A 21,366-nucleotide genomic window follows, 5' to 3' on the forward strand; every position below is an offset into this window, starting at 1 on the left:
GGCGATGGACCCGGACTTTTCGCGCTCCCTGATGGCGTTGCACCGCGAACTACGCGGGCTCTACGCGGCCATCGCCCGCCACTTCGGGCTGACGGCGCAACAGGTCGAGCTGCTGTGCCTGCTCAAGGACCGCGCCCCGTCCTCCGGCGAGCTCGCGGCGTTGCTTGGCTGCGACAAGACCAACATCACCGGCATGGTCGACCGCCTGGAACGACGCGGCCTGCTGGCCCGCGTGACGGATCGCAACGACCGCCGGATCAGCCGGCTCAGCCTGACCGACGAGGGCATGGCCCTGGGGGGCAAGCTTCGCGAAGCCTTCAACGCGCAGGTCGCCGAGCGCTGGGGCTCCCTGCCCCCGGAGGACGCCGCGGCTCTCGTGCGCCTGGCGCAAGAAAACTCGTGAGTGCTGAGTCCGGCAAGAACCGGATCCAGCACTCACGAACTGCTGGTGGAGCTCGTGAGTGGACATTCCGGTAAGAATCGGCTCCAGCACTCACGAAGTGACGACGGCGCCCATCCAGAGGAAGTCGCGGGCTCGGGTTACCGCGACCAGGCGTTGCCGGTGCAGCGCTTCGCGTTCTTCCCGGTGGCCGCCGGACAACAGCGGTTCGTCGGGCAGGAACACGCTGCGGAACTCGGTGCCCTTGGCGCGGTGCACGGTCCCGACGTGGATCGGCTCGGAATCTCGCCCATCCCAGCGGTCTAGCGGCCGAACCGCGAAACCCGCTGCGCGAAGCACCTTCTCCCAGTGCTCGGCCGCGCCGTTGGTGCGGGTGAGCACCGCCGCCGCATTGCCGTCGTCGAGCCGCCGCAGCGCGGATACCAGCGCCTCGTCCTGGTCGTCGCCCTGCCACTCGACGACCCGCCCGCCGCGCAGCACCGGCAGCGCCGAGCGCAGCGGGACCGCCCGACCACCGTCGAGGTCGTCGAACCGGTTGATCGCGTCGAGCTCCCCGGCCTGCTCGACGATCGCGGTCCGGTTCCGGTAGTTGCGCCGCAGGATCTCCCCGCGCCCCTGCAACGAGATCCCCGCTTCGGACAGCCGCCAGCCACCGGCGTACACCTGCTGCTGGCCGTCGCCGACGAGCAGCAGCTGGTTCGGCCCGTCGCCGCTGATCGCGTGCACCAGCCGCAGCCCGATCAGCGTCAGGTCCTGGACCTCGTCGACGACCACCGCGGTGTACTGCCGGGGCAGCGGATGGCGTTCGAGCTCCGCCAGCGCCCGCATCAGCACGTCGTTGTGGTCGAACACGCCCCGCTCGGACAGCGCGCGCTCGTACTCGCAGTAGAACTGCCAGACGTGGGCCCGGAACTCGGCCGGCAGGTTCACGCCGCGACCCTTGCGCGGAACCGTCCGGTAGATCTCCAGCGAGCGGATCCCGCGCCCCTTGATCACCCGGTTGATCTCGTCCTTCCAATAGCCGCGCGCACCGCGGAATTTCCGCAGCGGCGCGGTCAGCTCGCTGCGCTGCCACACCGCGTCGAAGGCCTGCTCCACCTGCTGCTCGTCGACCTCGGCGGCCCGCCCGCGCCCGGCCAGGAAGTCCCACGCCCAGGAGTGCAGGTGGGTGAACTCGATGCGCGCCGCGAGCTGCGGCGCCAGCGACCGGAACTGCGCCTCGGCGATCAACGGCAGATTGCGCAGGTGCGTGGTGAACAGCAGCTTCCCGGTGGACCGCCGTGCCAGGTGGGCCAACCGGTGCAGGGCCAGCACGGACTTGCCGGTGCCCGCCGGGCCGGTGATCCGCGCCGGACCGGAGTAGTGCCGCCGGACCGCGGCGAGCTGGGCGTCGTCCAGGAAGATCCGCCAGTCCCGGAACGGCCGGTCCAAGGCGTGCTCGACCTGCTCGCGGCGCAGGTCGTGGACGCCGAACGGCCCGGCTGGGCGCCCCCGCTGGGCGGGGGCGCGCTGCTGCGGGATCCGCTGCGGATTCCACATGATCGGCGTCAGGTCGAAGGTGAGGGTGTCCAGGTGGCGGGCGACGGCCAGCGCCTTTTCGCCCGTCAGCACCTGGTCGCCGCGCCGCAGGAGCCGGTCCAGTTCGGCCTCGGTAACGGTGAGGTGCTCGCCGGTGTGCCCGCGCCGGCCCTTGAAGTCGGCGGGATGCACGACCACGGTCCGGGCCACCGATTCGGTCAACCTGCCCGATCCGATCGACGCGCCGGCCAACAGCTCTGCGGTCCACCTGAACGCCGCCCGCGCGGCCTCCCACTCGGGTTCGCTTTCGCGCAGCAGGACCACCAGTACCCCGAGCGGCCCGACGAGCACGGCGTCGGGGCGGTTGCCCGGGGTGTGCGGCGCGAATTGGTTGAGCAGCGTGTACCAGCCGCTGTCGCGCTCTGCCACGAATCGCTGCAGCACGCGGTTCTGCCACGTCGGCAGCAGCCGGTCGCGCAGCTCCTCCTCGGCTTCGCGGCGCAGTCTTTCCTGGCGGCGGTGGAAGGTCCCGGTCACGGCGCCTCCGTATCTCGTGGGGCGCCCACATCCGGTCGGCGCACCTGAGCGAGGGGGTCGAAATCGCGGCTCATGACGCCTCTCGGGATCCGGTGGGAAACCCGCTCAAGTCGGCGGCCGCAGCCGCCGCGTGGTTGACCACGGTTCGAGCACGCTCGGTATCGACATTAATGCGTTGCGTGTCGTTTTCGGGCGGCCTCGGATCGGATCACCTGGATGTCGCAGGAGTCAGGCGAGTTCCTCACGGACAAGCACGTCCAATGTGGACAGTGGCAGTGCGCCGTGCCCCAGGATCGCGTCGTGGAACCGGCGGATGTCGAAGGCGGCGCCGAGCCGGTCGCGGGCCGTGCGCCGGATCCGCTCGATCTCCAAGCGTCCCACCAGGTACGACAACGCCTGGCCGGGAATGCTGATGTAGCGGTCGATCTCGGACGCGGCCTCCAGCCGGGACAGCGTGGTGTGCGTGAGCAGGTAGTCCAGCGCCTGCTGCCGGCCCCAACCGAACTCGTGCAGTCCGGTGTCGACGACCAGCCGCGCGGCCCGCAGCAGGTCCTGCACCACCATACCCAGCCGCGCCAGGTCGTCGGAGTACAGCCCCATCTCGTCGGCCAGCCGCTCGGTGTAGAGGCCCCAGCCCTCGGTGTAGGCGGTGATGCTGATCAGCCTGCGCAGCAGCGGCAGGTCGGTGCGGTCCTGGGCCAGGCTGAACTGCAGGTGGTGACCGGGCACGACCTCGTGGAAGGCGATCACCTCGGAGGCGAACCGAGGCCGCTGCTCGGCCTGCTCGGTGTTGGCGAAGTACACGCCGGGCCGCGAACCGTCCAGCGCCGGCGCCAGGTAGACGCCGATCGGTGTGCTGGCCGACGCGGTGCCGGGCACCGGGCGCACCTCGCACGGCCGGCTCGGCAGCCGCCCGAACCACCGCGGCGCCACGGCTTCGGCCCTGGTGATCGCGCTGCGCGCGGCGGTCAGCAGCTCTTCGCCGTCCCGCCAGTACAACGCCGGGTCCGCCCGCAGCCTGCGCAGCACCGCATCGGGATCGGATTCGCCCCAGATCTTCGCGCCGAGTTCGCCGATCTCGCCGCGCAGCGACGAGAGGTGGGTCCGCCCGATCTCGTGCAACTCTTCCGGGGTGTGCTCCGTAGTGGTCTGGCTGTGCACCAGTCGCCGGTAGATCTCGCGGCCGCCGTTGATCCAGCACAGCCCGGGCTGCTCGGCGGGGCGCGAGTGCTGGGCGATCTCGGCGGCGAGCACGTTCCGGTACTCTCGCAGCGCCGGATGCACCACGTCGACCAGCAGCCGCTTTCGCTCCTCCTCGAGCGCCGCGCCGGGTAGTTCCGGGGTGAGCAGCGGGTCGGCGTCGGGCGCGGCGAGGTAGCCGTCGAGGTGCTCGATCGCGTTGTCGACGAGCGGTCGAACCGGGACCCGTCCGGCGGCGACTCCTTCGCGGTGCCGCTGCGCGGCCGCAGCGGTGAACTCGGGGATCTGCCGCAGCCGCAGCAAGAAGTCCTCGGCCTGCTGCGCGTCGGCGACGGGCACCTGGCCCAGCTGGAACAGCACGCCCGCGACCGGCGCGAACAGGTTCCCGATCACGGTGTACTCGGGGAAGCGGGCGTCGAACTGGTCGACCAGCGCCTGCGCCTGCTGCACGACCACCGCGATGGTCAGCCGCTGCTCCAGATCGGCGTGCGCGGTGTCCACCGCCATCGCCCGGACCCGGATGTTCTCCGCGCGTTCCCGCAGCGCGAGCTCGGTCCCAGCGGATATGTCCGCCAGCCGGTCGTCGCGGTCCCGGATGCCGTAGAGCGTCGCGCCGACCGGGTCTGCGTCGAACAGGACGGCCAGCAGTTCCTCGGCGAGTTGTGCGGGCGTGCTCACAGCGTTCCATCCTGCCTCAACGGTCCGGCTGACCGCTGGGTTGCACGGGGCGGGGACAATGAACGGGTGGATCCGCTGCACGACCCCGACGACGAAGCCCTGCTGCACCCCAGGCAGGCCCGCGACCTCGCAGGGCTGGTCGAGACCGCGCGACTGGCATCGGCCGTCGTGCGCTACGGGCTGCGCACCCGGGTTGGCGCGGCGACGGTGGTGCTCAACCAGGACAACCCCTTGCCCGCCGCGAACCACGCGTGCGCCCTGTGGGGAACCCTCGCGGGGATCGCCGGAACCCTGCTGGAACTGGAGCAGGTCTTCGCCGAGGCGGGCCGCGCCGAGGCCGTCGTCTACGCCTCGCCGACCACGGTCGCGGAGATCGAGGGCATCGCCGACGACGCCGGTTGGCGCGCGGTGGAAGAACTCGTGGCGCTGCTGCACCGGTTCCGCCAGGACACCAGGGGAGGGGCGCGTCCAGCCGTGGATCGTGATTTGCCACAGATCGTGGACCTGATCGCCGACGACGCCGGGCTCTCCGACCCGGACGAGCGGCTGCTGCTGCGCAACTTCGGACACCGGATCGACGACCCGCGCTGCGTGCTGCGCGTCGTCGACGACCCCGGCGCCGATCGCATCGCCGGATTCGCCCAGGGCTTCATCGAGCGCGGCATCGGCCTGGTCGAGCAGGTGGTCGTGCGGCCCGGCCGGCGGCGTCGCGGCGTCGGGCGGGAACTGGTCGCGGACGTCGTTGACGAACTGCACGGGCGCGGAGCGCTGCTGATCGCGGCGCACACCGAAGAGGGCGGGACGGCGGAGCGGTTCGCGGAGGCCTGCGGCTTCGAGGTGGTCTACGCGGTGACCGCCTATGCGCGCCGGATCGACGATCTGCTGTGACGAAGACCGCTTGGACCTTGTTCTCGACCCGGTTTGTGTGGCGGTGCGGGTGACGGAACTTCAGGGGCCGTCTCGCTGTTAAATCCCCGACATCATGCAGCCCCGACGTGGTTGGCGCGAGATAGCGGGGTGCCGCAGACCTCGGGGTGCGGGGTGTCCCCGCAGGTCCCCGGGGTGCGGGTGTCCCCGCAGGACACTGTTGAGCATCCGCGCCGGTGCCGTTGCGAGCGTGGGCAGAGCGGCTGCGCCGCTTCAGAAACAGAACGTCAGCCGGAATAGCGGCGAGAAGAGGGCGGTTAACACTCGCGAAACATTCGCTGCGGCGCGGTTGCTCGATTACCGCGCCGCAGCCGCATGTTTTGCTTAGTTTGCCTAAATACATTGGAGGAGCGGTGTCGGGCAGTTCGGCAACGGCGGACGAGACCACCGAACCCGTCGAGAACGCCGGCGATTCCGGCATCGGTTCCCTTCCCCGCGAGATCTGGGTCCTCGTCGTCGGCAGCTTCATCGTCGCCGTCGGAATGGGCATCGTGGCGCCCGCGCTGCCGACGTTCGCCACCAGCTTCGACGTCGGTGTCACCGGGGCCTCCCTCGTGATCAGCGCGTTCGCCCTGATGCGGCTGGCATTCGCGCCGGTCAGCGGTCGCCTGGTGTCGTTCTTCGGCGAGCGCTCCATCTACGTGTGGGGCATCAGCATCGTCGGTATCAGCACCGCCGCCTGCGCGTTCGCGGGTTCCTACTGGCAGTTGCTGATCTTCCGCGCCCTCGGCGGCACGGGATCGACGATGTTCACGGTGTCGGCCGTGGCGCTGCTGGTCCGCCTCGCCCCGCCGCACCTGCGCGGTCGCGCGTCCGGCGTGTGGGCGACGAGTTTCCTGCTGGGCAACGTCTCCGGGCCGATCATCGGCGGCATCATGGTCGGCTACTCGTTGCGCCTGCCGTTCGTCACCTACGGGATCGCGTTGTTCGTCGCGGCCTTCATCGGTTGGCTGATGCTGCGGAAGTCCACGCTGGCCGCGCCGCGGACCGACACCGGCGTGCCGACGATGACGGTCGGCCAAGCGCTGCGCCACCGCGCCTACCGGGCGGCGATGCTGTCGAACTTCAGCAACGGCTGGGCCGTTTTTGGCGTCCGCATCGCGCTGGTCCCGCTGTTCGTGGTCGAAGTCCTGCGCTCCACCCAGTCAATGGCCGGCATCGCGTTGTCAGTGTTCGCGCTGGGCAACGCCGCGGTGTTGCTACTGTCGGGCCGGATCGCGGACAAGCGCGGCCGCAAGCCGCTGGCGCTCATCGGGCTCGCGGTCTCCGGTCTGGCCACCGCGTTGCTCGGCGTCACCGACACCGTCCCGTGGTTCCTCGCCGCGTCGCTGGTCGCGGGCATGGGCGCCGGAATTCTCAACCCCGCCCAGAGCGCCGCGGTCGCCGACATCATCGGCGGGAAGGGCAAGGGCGGTCCGGTGCTGGCCGCGTTCCAGATGTCCGCCGACTTCGGCGCGATCCTCGGCCCGCTGATCGCCGGTGTGCTCGCCGACACGATGTCCTACGGCGCGGCGTTCGCCGTCACCGGCTTCACCGCGGTGCTCGGCCTGCTGGCCTGGATCGGCACCCCGGAGACCCGCCCGGCCACCCCGCCCCCGCGCCGAACCCACCACCGGGGCGGCTTGAGCCCCGAGATCCTTCCCAGGTGACGAGGGGGTGGCGATTTCGCGCGAAATCGCCACCTGCCAGGCGTGGCGAACGCCGATTTCGCGCGAAATCGCCACCCTCGACCGCGCGCCGGTCCCGGTCCGGATCAGGCGAACTCGATCGAGTCGCCGAACGGCCCGCCGCCCCACAGGCTGGACGCACGAGGGGCAGGTGTCCGGTCGCGGATCGTCGGGTATCCCGGCACTGACGTCGTGACCCCGCGGCGTCGTGATCTGCCCGCCTGCCGATGCGGGAGGACGACATGAGCACGACCACCGGAATTCCCGGCAACGAGCTGGCCGAGGAACTTCTGCTGCGGGAGCTGCGCCACCTGCACCAGACCCGCAACGAGACCTTCCTGCACGGCTCGCCGGATGCGCTGCGGGAGCACACGGCGCGCACGTTCGAACTCGAACAGGAGTACCTGCGGCGCCACCCGGAACGTGCGGTGGATCCCCGCCGCACCCGCTCCGGTGCGAGAGGAGAGCCGCAACATGCCTGAGCCTCGCGTCGTGATCATCGGCGGCGGACACGTCGGCCTGACCCTCGCGCTGCGCCTGCAGCGGAAGATGAAGCCCGGCGAAGCCAAGGTCACGGTGATCGACACCCAACCGCACATGACCTACCAGCCGTTCCTGCCGGAGGCCGCGGCCGGCTCGCTCGAACCGCGGCACGTGGTGGTGCCGCTGCGGGAGGCACTGCGCAACTGCGAGGTACTGACCGCGCAGGTCTCCGGCATCGACCACGCCCAGCAGCGGCTGACCGCGACCCTCGGCGACGGTAAGGTCGAGCACTTCGGCTACGACATGCTGGTGGTCGTTCCCGGCTCGATCTCGCGGGCGCTGCCCATCCCGGGCCTGGCCGAACAGGGCGTCGGGTTCAAGACCATCGGCGAGGCGATCTACCTGCGCAACCACGTTCTGTCCAGATTGGACATCGCCGCCAGCACCACCGACGAACGGCTCCGCCGCAGGCTGCTGACGTTCGTGTTCGTCGGCGGCGGCTACGCGGGCATCGAGGCGATGGCCGAGCTGGAGAGCATGGCGCGCTACGCGATCCGCAGCTACCCGCAGGTCTCGGCCCAGGAAATGCGCTGGGTGCTGGTCGAGGCCATGGGCCGGATCATGCCCGAGGTCAGCCCGCCGATGAGCGAGTACACCAAGGGGCGGCTGGAGGAACGCGGCATCGAGGTGAAGCTGACCACTACCGCGAAGTCCTTTGTGGACGGTCATGTGGTGCTCTCCGACGGCGACGAGTTCAACGCCGACACCGTGGTGTGGACGGCCGGGGTAAAGCCACACCCGATGCTGGAGGACAGCGACCTGCCGAGGGACGCCAAGGGCCGCGTCGAATGCACGGCGAGGCTCCAGGTCCGCGGCACCCACAACGTGTTCTCGGCCGGTGACTGCGCTGCGGTCCCGGACCTGACCAGCAGCGACCCGGACGCCCTGTGCAGCCCGTCGGCGCAGCACGCGATCCGGCAGGCCAAGGTGCTGGCCGACAACATCCTCGCGATGCTGCGCGGCGAACAACTTCTGAACTACAAGCACAAGTACGCGGGGTCGGTGGCGGGGCTCGGCCTGTTCCAGGGCGCCGCCGAGGTCTACGGGGTCAAGCTCAAGGGCTTCCCGGCGTGGCTGCTGCACCGCGGCTACCACCTGATGAGGATGCCGACCGCATCCCACAAGGCCCGAATCCTCGGCGACTGGCTGATGGAACTGCCGTTCCCCCGCCAGGTCGTCGCGCTCGGCGAACTGCACGACCCCCGAGCCGAGTTCGTCAAGGCCGCCAACACCCGCGGCCTGCCCAGGCCGAACGGCCGCGCCGCCGGTTGAGCCATGTCCGGCGCCGAGGAGTTCGTCCCACCGCAGGCCCGGTTGCCGGGCCTGCGCAAGGCGGTGCAGGACTGCCGGGGCTGCGGTCTCTACCGCGACGCGACCCAAGCGGTCTTCGGCGCGGGCCCGGAGACCGCTTGGGTCGTGATGATCGGCGAACAGCCGGGCGACCAGGAGGACCGGAAGGGCGAGCCCTTCGTCGGACCCGCCGGCCGGATGCTGGACCGCGCGTTGGCGGAGGCCGGCATCCGGCGAAGCGAGGTGTACCTCACCAACACCACCAAGCACTTCAAGTTCGAGCGCGTGAGCGGGAAGCGGCGCATCCACCAGAAACCGTCCCGCACCGAGGTGAACGCGTGCCGCCCCTGGCTGGACGCCGAACTGCGCGTGGTCAAGCCGCACCTGGTGATCTGCCTCGGCGCGACCGCGGCCCAGGGGATGCTGGGCACGTCGTTCCGGATCACCAAGGAACGCGGCACCGTGCTGGACCTGCCGGATCACGAAGCCCAGGTGGTGGCGACGATCCACCCGTCGGCGATCCTCCGCTCCGATGACCGGGAGGCGGTGTATCAGGGGTTCGTCGCGGACCTGCAGGTGGCGGCGCAAGCCTTGCGATCACTCCAGGCCGGGTAGCGGCACGACGCCGTCGTGCTCCCAGCGCACCAACCGCCGGGCCTTGCCCGATTCGGCGCGTGGGATGTGGTCAGGCGGTAGGACCCGGACAATGCACGTGATGCCGAGCCGCGCCTGCAGCGCGCCCGTGAGCTGGTCCGCCAGGAGGTCGGTGTCGTCGTGCGGGTCCTGCGGCTCGACGGCAATCCGCAGCTCCGGCCGCGACCGGTCGCGGAGGTCCTCGACGATCAGGTAGTGCGGTGCCACCCGCCGATCGGCCAGCAGCACGGCTTCGATCTCCGACGGGAACACGTTGACGCCGCGAACGACCAGCATGTCGTCGGTGCGGCCCAGCACCCGGCTCATCCGGCGCAGCGTCCGCGCCGAGCCCGGCACGGGCCCGGCCAGCGCGGCCACGTCGCCGGTCCGGTAGCGCAGCAGCGGAGCGCCGGTCTTCGTCAACGTCGTGAACACCAACTCGCCGACCTCGCCGTCCGGCAGCGGCTCGCCGTCCGCATCGACCACCTCGGGGTAGAAGTGGTCCTCGGCGATGTTCAGCAGTCCCTCGGAGTCCAACGACTCGCACGCCACACCCGGGCCGATCACCTCGGTGAGCCCATAGATGTTGAGCGCCCGCAACCCCAGCAGCCCCTCGATGCTCAACCGCATCTCTTCGGTCCAAGGCTCGGCCCCGAACAGCCCCACCCGGAGTGACAACTGCTCGGCGGTGATCCCGGTCGACGCGAACGCCTCGCCGAGGTAGATCGCGTACGACGGTGTGCAGCACAACGTATCGGGGCGCAGATCGAGCAACAACCGGAGCTGCCGGTCGGTGGCACCGCTGGACACCGGCAGCACGGTCGCGCCGATCCGCGTCGCCCCGTGGTGCACGCCGAGCCCACCGGTGAACAGGCCGTACCCGTAGGCGCAGTGCACGAAGCTGCGCCGCGTCACGCCTGCCCCGCCCAATGCCCGCGCCATCACCTCCGCCCACACGGCGACGTCACGCGCGGTGTACGGCACCAGCGTCGCCCGCCCCCACGTGCCGGACGTGCCGTGCACGCAGACAACGTCCTCGTCGGCGGCGGTGCGCAGCCCGAACGGGTAGTGATCCCAGAAGTCCTGCTTGGAGACGAACGGCAACCGGTGCAAATCGGCGAGCCGCACGTCGGAACCCGCCGAGACGCCGCAGTCCCGAAGCCGCCCGGCCTGCACGCCGCCGGCGGCCAGCAGCCGGTCGACCAACCTGCGCAACCAATGTTCCTGCAGTTCACGGCGTCGCTCGGGATCAGCCCCCTCGGCCTCGGGAGCCACCAGCGAAGGACGCACGCGCTGTGCTGTCGCCACGACCCCGGGTGTAGCAGCTCGACAGGAGCCCTGGGTAGATCCAAGAGGGGGACCCCCCTGAAAACCCCTCCGGATGCCTGTTGTACTGTATTCACACAACGAGATGAGCGGTTCGGGAAAGCACACCGAACGAACCGAACACTTCGGGAAAATAGAACAAGGGGCTGTGGCGCAGTTGGTAGCGCACTTGACTGGCAGTCAAGGGGTCACGGGTTCGAATCCCGTCAGCTCCACGCAATTCAGAGGGCCGGTTACCAGGGAGAAATCCCAGGTAACCGGCCTTCTTGATGCTCGATCGATGATCGCGTCGCTGAACTAAACGGCTCGGAGCTGGGGACCACTTGGGGACCGACGCAGGTGTTTGGAGAGCAAAGCGCCGGCATCGGTGACCGATTGCTCGTTGCTGTGCAGGTACCGCTGTGTGGTGGTGAGTGAGGCGTGACCGGCGATCTTCCGGAGGTCGTGCACCTTCACCCCAGCGTCGGCGAGCCACGTCAGCCCCGTGTGCCGTAGGTCGTGCCGCCGCAGGTGCTCGAACCCGAGCTTGTTCACCACCTCATCCCAGTGCGTTGCGTCGCGCAGCACGGCGGTGGTGATCCGACCGCCGCGCGGTCCGGTGAAGAGGCGCGAGTCAGGACTTCCATCCGTCGCGGCGATGCGCCTACTGACAAGCTCGTGAATCTCTTCGATGAGTGGCACTGTCCGAGCGCGCTTGCCTTTGGTGCCCTTGTCGACGAGCCCGCCGGGCGCTGTGGTGGTCTGCCGCCGGATCTTCCACTTCCACTCGGTGGTGTCGAGGTCTTTGACCCGGCAGCCGGACACCTCACCGATGCGGGCGGCCGTGCAGGCGGCGAAGAGCACCACGTCCCCCCAGCCCGCGTACTCATTGGACGAGCGGGCGACAAGCGCGTCGGCAAGGCGCTTCAGCGACTTCCAGTCCGGAAGCGCGAGGGAACGCGGGTCATCGAGTTCGTCTTCAGCCTGGCGGAATTCGTGTTGCCAGCCCGTGACGCGAGCCGGGTTGATGTCGATGATGCCGTCGCGCACGGCTTGTTCCATGACTCGGACGAGCACGGCGAGGGTGTTTTTGATAGTGGAAAGGCTGTGCTCGTCGGCGATCCAACCGTGAACGGCCCGATCGACCGCGCCGTTGGTAATCATCCGAACCGGGATGTGGCCAAGCGTCGGAACAACTCGCTTTCGCCACCCGGCCAAGTACGGATCGGTGGTTTTCATCTCGATACCCCGAAGAGCAAGCGTCATGTTCGCGTCGCCGTATTCTCCGAGGCTCATATTGACGGTCAGCGGGTCGATCCCCGCTGATGCTGCACGTTGCATGCGGTCGATCCACTCTGCTGCTTGTTCTTCGTCCAGGCAGCTTTCGGAAATCGAGCGCCTCGTTTTCGTTTCGGGGTCAACCCAACGGACACGTGCACGAAACGGCAGTGTGCGGTTAGGCCGGTGTTCGACGTCGGCGGAGAGGGAAACGCCGATCGGGGGTCGCTTGGGGCTGTTCACAGTGGACTTCCTTTTGTTGTGCGGTGACACCGGGGCTTCGGGGTTGTCACCGTTATTCGGGCTGGTCAAAGGGGATTTGGTGACTGGGTGACAGTGGTGACACTGGCGACGTGGGGCCGTCGTTGGCGGGGCTGTATTTGCCGCCGGTCGCGACGCGCAGTTGGCCGGATTCGACCATGCGTCGGCAGGTTTGCTTCACCGAGTCGAGCTTGATTCCGGTTCCTGCGGCGATGGCCGTTGGTCCGTTTCCGGGGTTGTCGCGGAGGAATCGCAGGATGGTCGCGCGGGTGTCGTTCAGGGTGTGGTCGCTGGCGGGGCCGTCGAGCAGCTGCCAACTTCCCGTCGTGGCTTGGAAGGACAGGGCGTATTCGGCTTCGTCGACGTCGCGGCCGGTGACGTTGAGAACGCCGTCGGCCTGGTTCCGGCCGCGCTTGAGGACCAGGACGGCGTCTGCGGCTCCGGCGATGCCGTTGGTGCCGGACACTTCGGCGAGAAAGTCCTCAGAGCCCATCTTGCGGACGTGGTGGACCAGGACCATCGCGACGCCGTAGTGATCGGCGATGCGTTTCGCGCGGGACACGGCGGCGTAGTCGGCGTCGTAGGCGGACATGCCCGCAGGCGGGACGCCCCGGATCTTGGCGAACACGTCGAGCACGACCATCCGTGCGTCCCGGCTGCGTTCCAGCCATCCGGCGATGGCCTGATCGCCCCCGGCGGGCAACGCGGGGCTCTCGGTGGCCAGGGTGAGACCCGGTGGGGCGGGCTTGCCGCCGAGGAGCTTGCCCATGCGGGTCTGCAACCGGCGTGGGGTGTCTTCCAACGCGAGGTAGAGCACGGGGCCGGGCTGCACGTCGATCGACTCCAGCGCCTGGCCTCCGGCCGCGACGGACAGCGCCAGGCCGAGAGACATCCAGGACTTACCGACCTTGGGCGGCCCGGCCAGGACGTTGACGCCTTCGGAGAAGATTCCGGGCACGGCCCACCGGGGTTCGGGGAACTCGGCGGCCATGAGCCTGTCGGCGGTCCAGGCGGTGGCGAAGGTGTCGGCGAGTTCGGGGCGCAGCGGGCGCACGTTGTCGGCCCCGGATGGTTGCGGATTGTTCACGCGGCGACCTTTCGGGGACGGGCGGCCCCGGCGCGCAGGCCGGAGGCGATGGTCTTGTGTGCCTGGTTCCAGCTGTAGGCACCGGCGGTGACGTGGTCGTGGGCGGCGTGCAACAGCAGCTCGGTGACTTCCTGCTCGCCGAGTTCGCCCCCGGCGACCAGCTGGCCGAGAGCGTTCGCGGCGCAGTACAGGGAGAAGTTCCGCTCTCCGCCTCCTGCCGTGCGCACGCGCTCGGTTTCGGCGCAGATCGCAGCGTCGAGGTAGCGGGCCCGTCGGCCGTGGCCGGTGGTGATCGGGGTCGGCTGCTGCGGTGGCAGCGGTGCGGGGGTGAGGCGTTCGCACAGCCAGGCGGGCAGCGGTAGCAGCGGCCGGTCGTGGGTGATGGTGTAGCGGCCGTCGCGGCGGATCGAGCCGGGGCCGACGACGTAGCCGCCGTGGGCGCGGGTGTCGATGCCCCACCCCAGGCCGTTGCCGCGCTCGCCCTGGGTGTTGCGCAGCTCAATGCCGTCCGGAGCGGTGAAGTACAGGTGCGTTCCACCGGATGGTGTGCGCACGGTGAAGGTCTCCAGCGGCGGCTGCTGCCCGGCCTCGGCACACAGGAGCAGGAACACGTCCATGCCGTTGGCCGCGCCCTGCTCGCCCCACTTCGGTGGGACGGGCTTGCCGGGCTTGGGCATGTCGAAGTCCAGGACGACGTTGCCCGCTCGGCCCGGGGGGATGCCAATGTTGTAGTCGTCGTGGTTCCAGCAGTCGCGGATCCGGTCGGCGTCGATGGTGGCGCGCTGTTCGGGCTTGAGGTGGCCGTCGGCACACACCCCGGTGCCGGGGCACTCGGCGTGCCCGTGCAGGGCGGGAAAGCTGCCTCGTGGTCTGAGCGGGAACACCGGCCAGCCGCGCCGTGCGACGGCCAGAGCAGCGTTGAGAAGCGTGTACGACGGCATCAGCGGAACCTCTTTTGGACACGAAGAGTCACAAGTTGGGAAGGGAATGGTGAGGGAACGGGACAGGGAATTCCGGGAGGGCGAGGGAAAATTCCCTATCCCGTTCCCTGTGCCCGCTCCCTCGGGTTGAGCTGCGGAAAGGCTCTGCGGAGGGAATGAGGGAACGACGAGCGGGAGGCCGTGAAAGCCCGGCTGTGGGCGGGTTTTCGGCTACCCGGCGTCGTTCCCTCCCTCACGGGCGGCGAGGGCCTGGTGAACACGCTCCGCATACACCATGAGCACGCCTGCTTTGGTCACCTGCGCGCCTTCGGCGTCGAGCTGGGCTTTGAGCTTGTCGGCGTTGAGCTGCTCGTAGGGCCGGTAGTTCGGGGCGAAGGTGCGCAGCCGCGCGACCACATCGGTGGCCTTGACCTTGCCATCGTCGGCGAGGACTTCGGCGACGTCGGCGAGCAGATCGCGCTGCTCGGTTTCCTTGACGCGGGTGCGAATGTGGTGGCGGGCCTGGCGGGCGCGTTCGGCGATGATCTCGGCGGCGTTGCCATCGATGAAGTGGGTACGGACGGTCTCGATGGTGTTGCTGGCGTCCTTGACCACCAGCACGCCCTTATCAAGGCCCTGCCGCAGCTCGTGCGGTGCGGCACCGCCGGCGTCCACGGCGGCATCACCCATTCCCATGCGGGACTGCGACTCGGTGGCCACCACCAGCGAGGCGCGGATGTGTGCGCCGTTGCGGGCCCGGATCGGCAGGTTCTCGTTGGTGGGGTCCTGGGTGCCCTGCCAGAACGTCACGTTCACCGCCCGCCCCTGGTTCTGGATCTTGCGGACCGCGTTGAAGAACCGGCTGTTGGCCTTCGCACCGCCGTAGGGGATGCCCTGCTCGTCCTTGGCGGTGCACTCGTAGGCGACCTGCGCTTCATCGACGACCAGGACGATCGGGTGGAACCCGCTGTGGGGGTCGCGGGAGAGCTCCGAGGTGACGCCGTTGGGGTAGCGGTCGGCGTTGCCTTCGAGCTCGGTGATCCGGCGGTTCATCTCCTCCCCCGCCCACTCGACCATGTCCGTCGCGTCGGCCACGTGCTCATCCGTCGGCCCGGCGATGTAGGTGCTGACCAGCGGTTTGAGCATGTTGTAGTCGCCGACGCCCTTGAGGTCGGCCAGGTGGACCTCGACCGAGGGGTCCAGCAGCAGCCACAGCAGCAGCGACCGCAACGCCACCGTTTTGCCCTGGTTGGACAAGCCGGTGATCAGCAGGTGGCACTGCCAGAGCTTGAGCAGGAACGCGTCCCCGCGCAGCGTCACGCCCCACGGTGCGCGGCCGGAGAAGATGTCGGCGGCGTCGAACCCGTCGTTGACCAGCGGAGAAGGGCCGATCGGTTCGTCGAGCGCCCCGGAGTCGGCGACCCACAACCGCACCGTGCGCGCCGCCGGGGCCTTAGTGATGAACACCTCGTGCTCGTGACGGCCCAACCCCTCGGCGACGGCCTGCCGCTTGGCCCGCACCTGCTCGGTCGTGACCGTGGTATCACCGCTGGACGGCAGGGTGACGTCCACCTCGACCCCGCACCCGGCGAGCTTGATCGGTGAGAGCATCGCGGCCCGCTGGTGCTCGTCCATGCGGTCGATCGCGCGCCGCAGCGCGGGAATCCCCGAGCGCTGCAACGCCGAGACCACCACACTCGGCGTGATCTCCACCTCGGTGCTGCCGGTGCCTGGCGTGGCCAGGAACGCGGGGACGTCTTGGCGGCGCCGGCGGTGGTTGTAGCCCTTGATCAGCAGCCCGACCAGCAGCGCGATCCCGGCCCAGGGCGCCCACGAGGCGGCCCACACGACGAAGTCGAAGCCGCCGACCAGGGCGTTGATCAGGGCCGACCACACGTCGGCGAAGCCCATTCCGCCGGGCGTTGCCCATGCCGCGATGGAAACGATCAGCGTGATGGCTGTGGTCAGCAGGCCGGTAGCCGCGATGAACTTCGGGGCCTGCATCATCAGCTGCCCGAACACCTTGATGCGTTCCAGGAACAGCCTGCGGGACTCGTTGCGCTGCGCCGAGAGCTGCGCGGCGACACCGTGATCCCCGGCAGCCTGAGCAGCGGCGATCCGGGCGTCGATATCGCGCCCAGTCCAGCGGCCGTAGCCGCTGGCGAGGGTGTCCCACGCCCCGCCACCCACGTAGTACAGGTGGCGGCCGGTGAACTTGACGGCCTGCGCCCCGGCGGGCAGCGCCACCTCGGCGGCCCGCTTGGCCTTACCGGCCAGTGCTGGCGGAATCACCGGCCCGCGCTTGATACGGGCCAGCGCGCGGCTGGTCGTGTCGGGCACGAGTTCGCCCTCGATGGGCTCGTCGTTTGCCGGGTCGTCGCCTAGACGTTCGGCTGTGGCCCGCACCGGCAACGGGATCACCTCAGCCTCGTGGTTGGTGTCGTCGTGGTCGTGGACGGCGGTCATCACGCGGCCTCGCTTTCGGTGTCGACCGGGTGCATGTCGGACAGGGCGTCGCGGACCTCTTGGGCGGTCTCCATCGCACCGCCGAAGCGCTTGCGGAGGGCGTTCGCCGACGGCCTTTCGGGAAGCTCCCCGGCCTCGATCGCCGCAAGCGCCTGATCGAGCAGGGAGGCGGCGCGGTCGGAGAGTTTCTGCTGTTCGATCGGGGTAGAAACCTCCGCCGCAGGCTGCTCGGTGGGGGCGTCCAGCGGGGGCAGGGTGGTGCGGAGGATGACGCCGTTGACGATCACGAACCCACCGTTTTCGGCGGCCTTACGATCGGCGGTCATCTGCCGCTTGACGATCACCTTGGCTAGCTTCCGGTCCCGCTTGCTGGCAGCCGGGCCGACCCCGTGCCGGTCGATCCACGCCGCTTCCCACGCCGTCGATTGGTCGACCCTGGCGCGGGTCGCGATCCTCGCCGCGGCGAGGGCCAGGAGCGGGAAGTGCAGCCACCGCGCGAGCCGCGACCCGGTCGGGACGCCGGTGGCTTCGGCGGCGTTGAGGTTCTGCCGGATGTGGTGTAGCAGCACACCGAGTAGCGACAGGGTTCCCAGCGCGAGCCCGGCGGCGATGCCGTAGTCGGCGGTGCCGTGGGCGGCGTTGATCGTGGCGGCGATGCCGGCCAAAACCCACATCCACCGCGGTAGCGACCCCACCGGGGCACCCCGGCTGGCGCGGCGGTGCGCTTCGAACGCGCACACCCACGCCCCGGCCTCGATCGCCAGTGGGAACAACCACGACATTCCTGCCGGGATGTGCAGGACCTTCGCTGCGAACGCCGCTTGGGCGTCCCAGGCCAGCAGCAGCGGAGCGACGATCAGCGCCGCCCACAACCCCGACAGGGCCGTGTCCGGGGCGGCCTTGCGCCACCGCTCCCACCGCTCCCGGCGCTCCTGCCGCCTTTCCTTCCGCTCCTGGCGGGCGGTCTCGGCCTGCCGGTCCTCGCGGTCCTGGCGGGTCTGCTCTCGCAGCGCCTCGGTCTGGGCATTCGTCTTGGCAGCTTCGGCCTTGGCGATGGTCCGCGCCGCACGCGGGTCGTAGATCATGGTCATCGGCTGTTCACCTCCGGAAGGAACCGCGGGGCGGGGGCGTACTCGCCGAGCCGATCGACGCCGACCATCACGCCCCGCAGGACTGCGATCAGGCCGAAGGCCAGCAGGCTGGTGGTGCGCACCACACCGGAGACCACCGCCAGCGTCACCAGCAGCAGCGCGGGCAACACCGTGGCGACCGTGAACCGGCCCAGCACCAGCAACGCCAGCAGCGTCAGCGGCAGGATCACCAGCGCGATGAGCTCGACCAGCCGGGACGCCGTCCAGATCAGCACCGTTTTCATCGCAGGTCTCCCCACTTCAGCGGTGGGCACTCCACGGCCAGTTCCCGGGCGTTGGCCTTGTCGTCGGTCTCCCATGCGCCGCAGTCGGAGTGGATGTCTCCGCCGCCGTAGGGCAGCGGCTCGGACACCGCACGCGACAGCTCGGCGTACAGCTCGGGGTTCTCCTGGTGTGCCATGGGTTCGCGCGGCCCAGCCGGGCATGGCGCGCCCTCCGGTATGCCGTAACCGACCTCCGCTGAGACCACGACCTGGTAGTCACCGAGCTCGGCGTTCGGGTCGGCGGCGCACTCAACGAAGTGCGTCTCCACGCTGCCCTCACGCGACATTCCCGTCGCGATCACGACATCCCCGGATGTCTTCGTGCCGGTCCCGGTGCGGTGGCGGGGTTCGCACGCGGCCAACCCCACGGTGCCGACCAGCACCAGGGCCAGGCACGACAGAGTGCGTAGCATCGAACTTCTCCTAACGGTTAATAGGTGGTTGGGAGCCCGGCCCGGCAGGCGGTTCTTGGCGGAATAGCTGCCGGGCCGGGGCGGAATCAGTTGCTGCCCTTGTCCAACCGCTGGTGGGTTCCTGCGGGCAGGACCTCGCGGTCGATGTCGCGGTGGCTGACGGCGGCGTTGATCCCTCCGATGACCAGAGCGGCCGCGATGCCTTCGGCGATGGCCACGCTGCGGTGTCGGCCGCCGACACAGCCGACCGCGACCAGAACTTGGTTGGTGGCGGCGGAGGCGTTGAGGAGGTTGCGCACCAGATCGGCGGTGTCCTCGATCAACCGCAGGACGCCGGGGGTGTCGAGCACGTGATCCCGCACCGCCTGGTCCTGCCCGGTCAGGTACCGCATCGCGGGGTCGTGGTGCGGGTTACGGAAGTGCCTGCGGACGTCAAGCGTGATGTCAGCGCGCGGGGCCGGGGCGTGGCCGTAGCCGAAGCTGATGGCCACGACGCGAACGGGCTTCATGGTGGTGTCCTCCATCATGGTCAGATTCAGAGCCGCTGGCCGTACTGCTCAACCTCGGAAACCGCGCCCGAGACGAGCTGCTGCAGCTCGGTGATCCGCTGCCCGCCCTCGGACAGCTCGCTGAACACCTCGATGGCGTGCTGAACCCCGGCCTGGTGGCTACCGCCCAACGCGTCGTACAGCTGCCCGGCGATCTCGGTCGCCCACTGCTGGACCTGCGCCAACGCGCCCTGGATCTGCTCGCTCTTGCTGCTCGTCGTCGAGATCGCGGCAATGATTTCCTCGATACCGGCCATGCCAGAACCTCCTGCAGTCGTGGTGCCCGCGGGCGCGGCCACCGGAGTGGTGTCGTGGTGGGTGGAACCGGCCGGCGGGACCGGCTCACGTTTGACCGGCAAGGGCTTGCCGGTGACCTGGGAACGCCACGGGCCGGTGTCGCCTTGCAGGTCCCTGACTTTCATTTCCAGGTAGTCCCCGGAAGGCCGGTCATTGCCCTGCGGAGGGGGCGCGTCGATCTCGTCCCGGTAGGCGCCGCACTCGCAGTGCCAGCGCACCGTCATGCCCGTGAGCTGCTCGCCGTAGTGCGGTTTATGTCCCGGGCAGGTCAGCTCCGCGCGCCGCCGACCCCCCTTGGACGAGTCCCCGACCAGGTACTCCCGCTGCTGCTTGTTCAGGAACCACATTCCTGCCCCCTTAGAGCCGCTGGCTGGTGCAGCTCGGTGATGCGCTGCTCGGCCAGCTCCTGGAACAGGCCGATGACCTGCTGAACTTCGTGCTGCCCGGACTCGCCAAGCGCCATGTGCAGGTGCCCTGCGATCTCTGTCGCCCACTGCTGGACCTGCGCCAACGCGCCCTGGATCTGCTCGCTCTTGCTGCTGGTGTTGGAGATCGCGGCAATGATTTCCTCGATACCGGCCATGCTGGTTCCTCCCGTGGTTGTGGCGTGCTTGCTTGGGTTGGGGGTGTGGCGGGTGCTGTCGGTCGCCGATTCGTTCCTCGGCACCGGTTTCGATATGCGGCCTTGGTGGCCGGCGGTGTGCATGACGTCGCGGACCTGATCGCGGTCCATCCGCCCGTTGGCGAGCACCGCGCGGGCCACCGCGGTGATCTGGTCCCACTGGCCGGAGATCACCGTGTCGGCGCTGGCGCGGGCTTCTTTCATCACCTGCCGCATCGGGAAACGTCCGTCAACGGCGTGTTCCAGGGACAAGATGTCGCCATTGCCGCCGGCGGCGACCTCAAGACGATTGGGGTGGGTGTCCTGGCCACGCGACGCCAACCAGCGCTGATTGGCCTGCATGCCCGCCACCGTCATCGCGGCGTAGTCACCGAGCGTCGACGCCCGGAGGCTGTCGATGGCCCACTCCGTAACCCCGGCGGCTGGAATGACGCGGCCTGCGGCTACGGATTCATGCTTCTCCACGACGACCGACTCGACGACCATCCCGAGGTGCTCGCCGACGACGGCATGCGCCGCCTCGTGCACCGCGATGTATTCGCGTCGCTCATCCTCGGTCAGGAACGGCAACGGCTTGGCCAGCACCAACTCAGACGTCCCGAACCGCTGGCACGTCGCGTCGACGGTCTCGGCACACCGGTCGCACTGACTGAAATCCCGCTCGATCAGCGGAAGAAACCGCTGCCCCCATCCCTGCTTCATGATGTCGTGCTGGCAGTCATTGCAGATCACATCGACAAGCCGCACGGTCGCCCCGGCCATCCCTGATCACCCGGCCCCGCGCTGCGCCTTGGCCGCCTCGAACTCGCGGCGTGACTCGGCGAAACCCCGGTACTTCTCGGCGTAGGACTCCGCACGCGCTCGCGCTCTGAACATCGCGACCTACACGACCCGCTCGCCGGTGACGTGCGCGGCCAGAACGTTCCAGCACCGCGCCTGCCGTTCATACAGCGCTGCCACCCGGTCAAGCCGCTCCGCCGACGGCGGCGGGTCCACCCTCATCAGCTCGGACAACTGGTCATCCAGTCGATCCAGCACCGCGAGGATCGCTTCACCCAGCCAGGACGGGAAGAACAACGACGCCCCGGCCATCACGCCGCACCCCCGACGTGACGAGCCTCGATCTCCTTGGCCTCGCACAGCAGCTCGTCCGCAGCGGCAAGCACCGCGTAAGCCAGCGGCATCGACTGCCCGGCCAACGACCCGATCAGCCTCTTGTAGAGCCGCGCCAGGTCACGGCGAGCAGCTACCGCCCGCGCCGGGGCGTCCGAAATCGACACCCGCATGAACTCGGCGTAGGCACGCTCAAGGTCCCCTGTGAGCAGGTCCTTCGCCACGGAGATCTTCTTCAAGGCAGCCATC

General features: G+C 69.3%; 21 protein-coding genes and 1 tRNA gene. 7 read left to right on the forward strand and 15 right to left on the reverse strand.

Going from position 1 to position 21,366, the window contains the following annotated elements:
- The first annotated feature begins 4 nt into the window (after positions 1 to 4).
- Entirely contained in the window at positions 5 to 403 is a 399-nt protein-coding gene (locus FDZ84_RS17285; RefSeq protein ID WP_168586748.1) for a MarR family winged helix-turn-helix transcriptional regulator, read from the forward strand.
- Positions 404 to 493: 90 nt separating this feature from the next.
- Here the strand turns inward: FDZ84_RS17285 and FDZ84_RS17290 are convergent, their stop codons facing one another.
- The gene (locus tag FDZ84_RS17290) at positions 494 to 2,455 is read right to left on the reverse strand and encodes a UvrD-helicase domain-containing protein (protein ID WP_168586749.1); all 1,962 of its coding nucleotides are present in this window, start codon (positions 2,453 to 2,455) and stop codon (positions 494 to 496) included.
- A gap of 228 nt (positions 2,456 to 2,683) precedes the next feature.
- A complete protein-coding gene (locus FDZ84_RS17295; RefSeq protein WP_168586750.1) occupies positions 2,684 to 4,333 on the reverse strand; it encodes a DUF885 family protein in 1,650 nt (549 codons plus the stop codon).
- Between the two features lie 66 nt (positions 4,334 to 4,399).
- On the opposite strand from FDZ84_RS17295, the gene FDZ84_RS17300 reads away from it, so the two are divergent.
- The 5 genes from FDZ84_RS17300 to FDZ84_RS17320 all read left to right on the forward strand — a co-directional run bounded on the left by FDZ84_RS17300 (position 4,400) and on the right by FDZ84_RS17320 (position 9,375).
- Entirely contained in the window at positions 4,400 to 5,221 is an 822-nt protein-coding gene (locus FDZ84_RS17300; protein WP_168586751.1) for a GNAT family N-acetyltransferase, read from the forward strand.
- 392 nt (positions 5,222 to 5,613) lie between these two features.
- Positions 5,614 to 6,909, forward strand: coding sequence for an MFS transporter (locus tag FDZ84_RS17305; RefSeq protein ID WP_246869066.1), 1,296 nt, complete (start codon positions 5,614 to 5,616; stop codon positions 6,907 to 6,909).
- A 260-nt stretch (positions 6,910 to 7,169) separates the two neighbouring features.
- The gene (locus FDZ84_RS17310; protein WP_168586752.1) at positions 7,170 to 7,409 is read left to right on the forward strand and encodes a DUF6158 family protein; all 240 of its coding nucleotides are present in this window, start codon (positions 7,170 to 7,172) and stop codon (positions 7,407 to 7,409) included.
- Positions 7,402 to 8,742 carry an NAD(P)/FAD-dependent oxidoreductase gene (locus FDZ84_RS17315; protein WP_168586753.1) on the forward strand — a complete coding sequence of 447 codons (1,341 nt, stop codon included), beginning with the start codon at positions 7,402 to 7,404 and terminating at the stop codon, positions 8,740 to 8,742. The genes FDZ84_RS17310 and FDZ84_RS17315 overlap by 8 nt, the downstream gene beginning before the upstream one ends.
- A 3-nt stretch (positions 8,743 to 8,745) precedes the next feature.
- Positions 8,746 to 9,375 carry a UdgX family uracil-DNA binding protein gene (locus tag FDZ84_RS17320; protein WP_168586754.1) on the forward strand — a complete coding sequence of 210 codons (630 nt, stop codon included), beginning with the start codon at positions 8,746 to 8,748 and terminating at the stop codon, positions 9,373 to 9,375.
- Here the strand turns inward: FDZ84_RS17320 and FDZ84_RS17325 are convergent.
- Positions 9,358 to 10,608: a phenylacetate--CoA ligase family protein gene (locus tag FDZ84_RS17325; RefSeq protein ID WP_246869067.1), complete on the reverse strand. Its 1,251-nt coding sequence runs from the start codon at positions 10,606 to 10,608 to the stop codon at positions 9,358 to 9,360. The two genes, FDZ84_RS17320 and FDZ84_RS17325, sit on opposite strands and share 18 nt — an antisense overlap.
- Positions 10,609 to 10,861: 253 nt before the next feature.
- Between FDZ84_RS17325 and FDZ84_RS17330 the strand changes: the two genes are divergently transcribed.
- Positions 10,862 to 10,934 (forward strand) — tRNA-Ala (locus FDZ84_RS17330).
- Positions 10,935 to 11,016: 82 nt separating this feature from the next.
- On the opposite strand, the gene FDZ84_RS17335 is transcribed toward FDZ84_RS17330, so the two are convergent.
- The 12 genes from FDZ84_RS17335 to FDZ84_RS17390 all read right to left on the reverse strand — a co-directional run bounded on the left by FDZ84_RS17335 (position 11,017) and on the right by FDZ84_RS17390 (position 21,365).
- On the reverse strand, positions 11,017 to 12,039 hold the full coding sequence (locus FDZ84_RS17335; protein WP_246869068.1) for a site-specific integrase: 1,023 nt from the start codon (positions 12,037 to 12,039) through the stop codon (positions 11,017 to 11,019).
- A gap of 232 nt (positions 12,040 to 12,271) precedes the next feature.
- Positions 12,272 to 13,324 (reverse strand): AAA family ATPase, encoded by a 1,053-nt coding sequence (locus FDZ84_RS17340; protein ID WP_168586757.1) that lies wholly within the window; start codon positions 13,322 to 13,324, stop codon positions 12,272 to 12,274.
- Positions 13,321 to 14,265 carry a bifunctional DNA primase/polymerase gene (locus tag FDZ84_RS17345; RefSeq protein ID WP_168586758.1) on the reverse strand — a complete coding sequence of 315 codons (945 nt, stop codon included), beginning with the start codon at positions 14,263 to 14,265 and terminating at the stop codon, positions 13,321 to 13,323. The genes FDZ84_RS17340 and FDZ84_RS17345 overlap by 4 nt, the downstream gene beginning before the upstream one ends.
- 210 nt (positions 14,266 to 14,475) lie before the next feature.
- Positions 14,476 to 16,710, reverse strand: coding sequence for an FtsK/SpoIIIE domain-containing protein (locus FDZ84_RS37825; RefSeq protein ID WP_210435599.1), 2,235 nt, complete (start codon positions 16,708 to 16,710; stop codon positions 14,476 to 14,478).
- Complete coding sequence (locus FDZ84_RS17355; RefSeq protein ID WP_168586759.1) at positions 16,710 to 17,801, reverse strand: hypothetical protein; 1,092 nt, start codon at positions 17,799 to 17,801, stop codon at positions 16,710 to 16,712. The genes FDZ84_RS37825 and FDZ84_RS17355 overlap by 1 nt, the downstream gene beginning before the upstream one ends.
- Positions 17,798 to 18,085: a hypothetical protein gene (locus tag FDZ84_RS17360; RefSeq protein WP_246869069.1), complete on the reverse strand. Its 288-nt coding sequence runs from the start codon at positions 18,083 to 18,085 to the stop codon at positions 17,798 to 17,800. Before FDZ84_RS17360 ends, FDZ84_RS17355 begins: the two co-directional genes overlap by 4 nt.
- Positions 18,082 to 18,537 carry a hypothetical protein gene (locus FDZ84_RS17365; protein WP_168586760.1) on the reverse strand — a complete coding sequence of 152 codons (456 nt, stop codon included), beginning with the start codon at positions 18,535 to 18,537 and terminating at the stop codon, positions 18,082 to 18,084. Before FDZ84_RS17365 ends, FDZ84_RS17360 begins: the two co-directional genes overlap by 4 nt.
- An 86-nt stretch (positions 18,538 to 18,623) precedes the next feature.
- Positions 18,624 to 19,046, reverse strand: a complete 423-nt coding sequence (locus FDZ84_RS17370) for an RNase adapter RapZ (protein WP_168586761.1) — start codon at positions 19,044 to 19,046, stop codon at positions 18,624 to 18,626.
- 26 nt (positions 19,047 to 19,072) lie between these two features.
- A complete protein-coding gene (locus FDZ84_RS17375; RefSeq protein WP_168586762.1) occupies positions 19,073 to 19,729 on the reverse strand; it encodes a hypothetical protein in 657 nt (218 codons plus the stop codon).
- Positions 19,717 to 20,766: a hypothetical protein gene (locus FDZ84_RS17380; RefSeq protein ID WP_168586763.1), complete on the reverse strand. Its 1,050-nt coding sequence runs from the start codon at positions 20,764 to 20,766 to the stop codon at positions 19,717 to 19,719. The genes FDZ84_RS17375 and FDZ84_RS17380 overlap by 13 nt, the downstream gene beginning before the upstream one ends.
- Positions 20,767 to 20,886: 120 nt before the next feature.
- Complete coding sequence (locus FDZ84_RS17385) at positions 20,887 to 21,096, reverse strand: hypothetical protein (protein WP_168586764.1); 210 nt, start codon at positions 21,094 to 21,096, stop codon at positions 20,887 to 20,889.
- On the reverse strand, positions 21,096 to 21,365 hold the full coding sequence (locus tag FDZ84_RS17390; RefSeq protein ID WP_168586765.1) for a hypothetical protein: 270 nt from the start codon (positions 21,363 to 21,365) through the stop codon (positions 21,096 to 21,098). Before FDZ84_RS17390 ends, FDZ84_RS17385 begins: the two co-directional genes overlap by 1 nt.
- Between the last annotated feature and the right edge of the window lies 1 nt (position 21,366).

This window comes from Saccharopolyspora sp. ASAGF58 (assembly GCF_012277335.1).
Taxonomy (GTDB): Bacteria; Actinomycetota; Actinomycetes; order Mycobacteriales; family Pseudonocardiaceae; genus Saccharopolyspora; species Saccharopolyspora hattusasensis.

Bases quoted from the DNA above. Each gene is read 5' to 3' on its own strand.
- FDZ84_RS17285 (WP_168586748.1), top strand. From the start codon at position 5: ATGGACCCGGACTTTTCGCGCTCCCTGATGGCGTTGCACCGCGAACTA.
- FDZ84_RS17310 (WP_168586752.1), top strand. From the start codon at position 7,170: ATGAGCACGACCACCGGAATTCCCGGCAACGAGCTGGCCGAGGAACTT.
- FDZ84_RS17315 (WP_168586753.1), top strand. From the start codon at position 7,402: ATGCCTGAGCCTCGCGTCGTGATCATCGGCGGCGGACACGTCGGCCTG.
- FDZ84_RS17320 (WP_168586754.1), top strand. From the start codon at position 8,746: ATGTCCGGCGCCGAGGAGTTCGTCCCACCGCAGGCCCGGTTGCCGGGC.
- FDZ84_RS17335 (WP_246869068.1), bottom strand. From the start codon at position 12,039: ATGCAACGTGCAGCATCAGCGGGGATCGACCCGCTGACCGTCAATATG.
- FDZ84_RS17345 (WP_168586758.1), bottom strand. From the start codon at position 14,265: ATGCCGTCGTACACGCTTCTCAACGCTGCTCTGGCCGTCGCACGGCGC.
- FDZ84_RS37825 (WP_210435599.1), bottom strand. From the start codon at position 16,710: ATGACCGCCGTCCACGACCACGACGACACCAACCACGAGGCTGAGGTG.
- FDZ84_RS17355 (WP_168586759.1), bottom strand. From the start codon at position 17,801: ATGACCATGATCTACGACCCGCGTGCGGCGCGGACCATCGCCAAGGCC.
- FDZ84_RS17360 (WP_246869069.1), bottom strand. From the start codon at position 18,085: ATGAAAACGGTGCTGATCTGGACGGCGTCCCGGCTGGTCGAGCTCATC.
- FDZ84_RS17365 (WP_168586760.1), bottom strand. From the start codon at position 18,537: ATGCTACGCACTCTGTCGTGCCTGGCCCTGGTGCTGGTCGGCACCGTG.
- FDZ84_RS17370 (WP_168586761.1), bottom strand. From the start codon at position 19,046: ATGAAGCCCGTTCGCGTCGTGGCCATCAGCTTCGGCTACGGCCACGCC.
- FDZ84_RS17375 (WP_168586762.1), bottom strand. From the start codon at position 19,729: ATGTGGTTCCTGAACAAGCAGCAGCGGGAGTACCTGGTCGGGGACTCG.
- FDZ84_RS17380 (WP_168586763.1), bottom strand. From the start codon at position 20,766: ATGGCCGGGGCGACCGTGCGGCTTGTCGATGTGATCTGCAATGACTGC.
- FDZ84_RS17385 (WP_168586764.1), bottom strand. From the start codon at position 21,096: ATGGCCGGGGCGTCGTTGTTCTTCCCGTCCTGGCTGGGTGAAGCGATC.
- FDZ84_RS17390 (WP_168586765.1), bottom strand. From the start codon at position 21,365: ATGGCTGCCTTGAAGAAGATCTCCGTGGCGAAGGACCTGCTCACAGGG.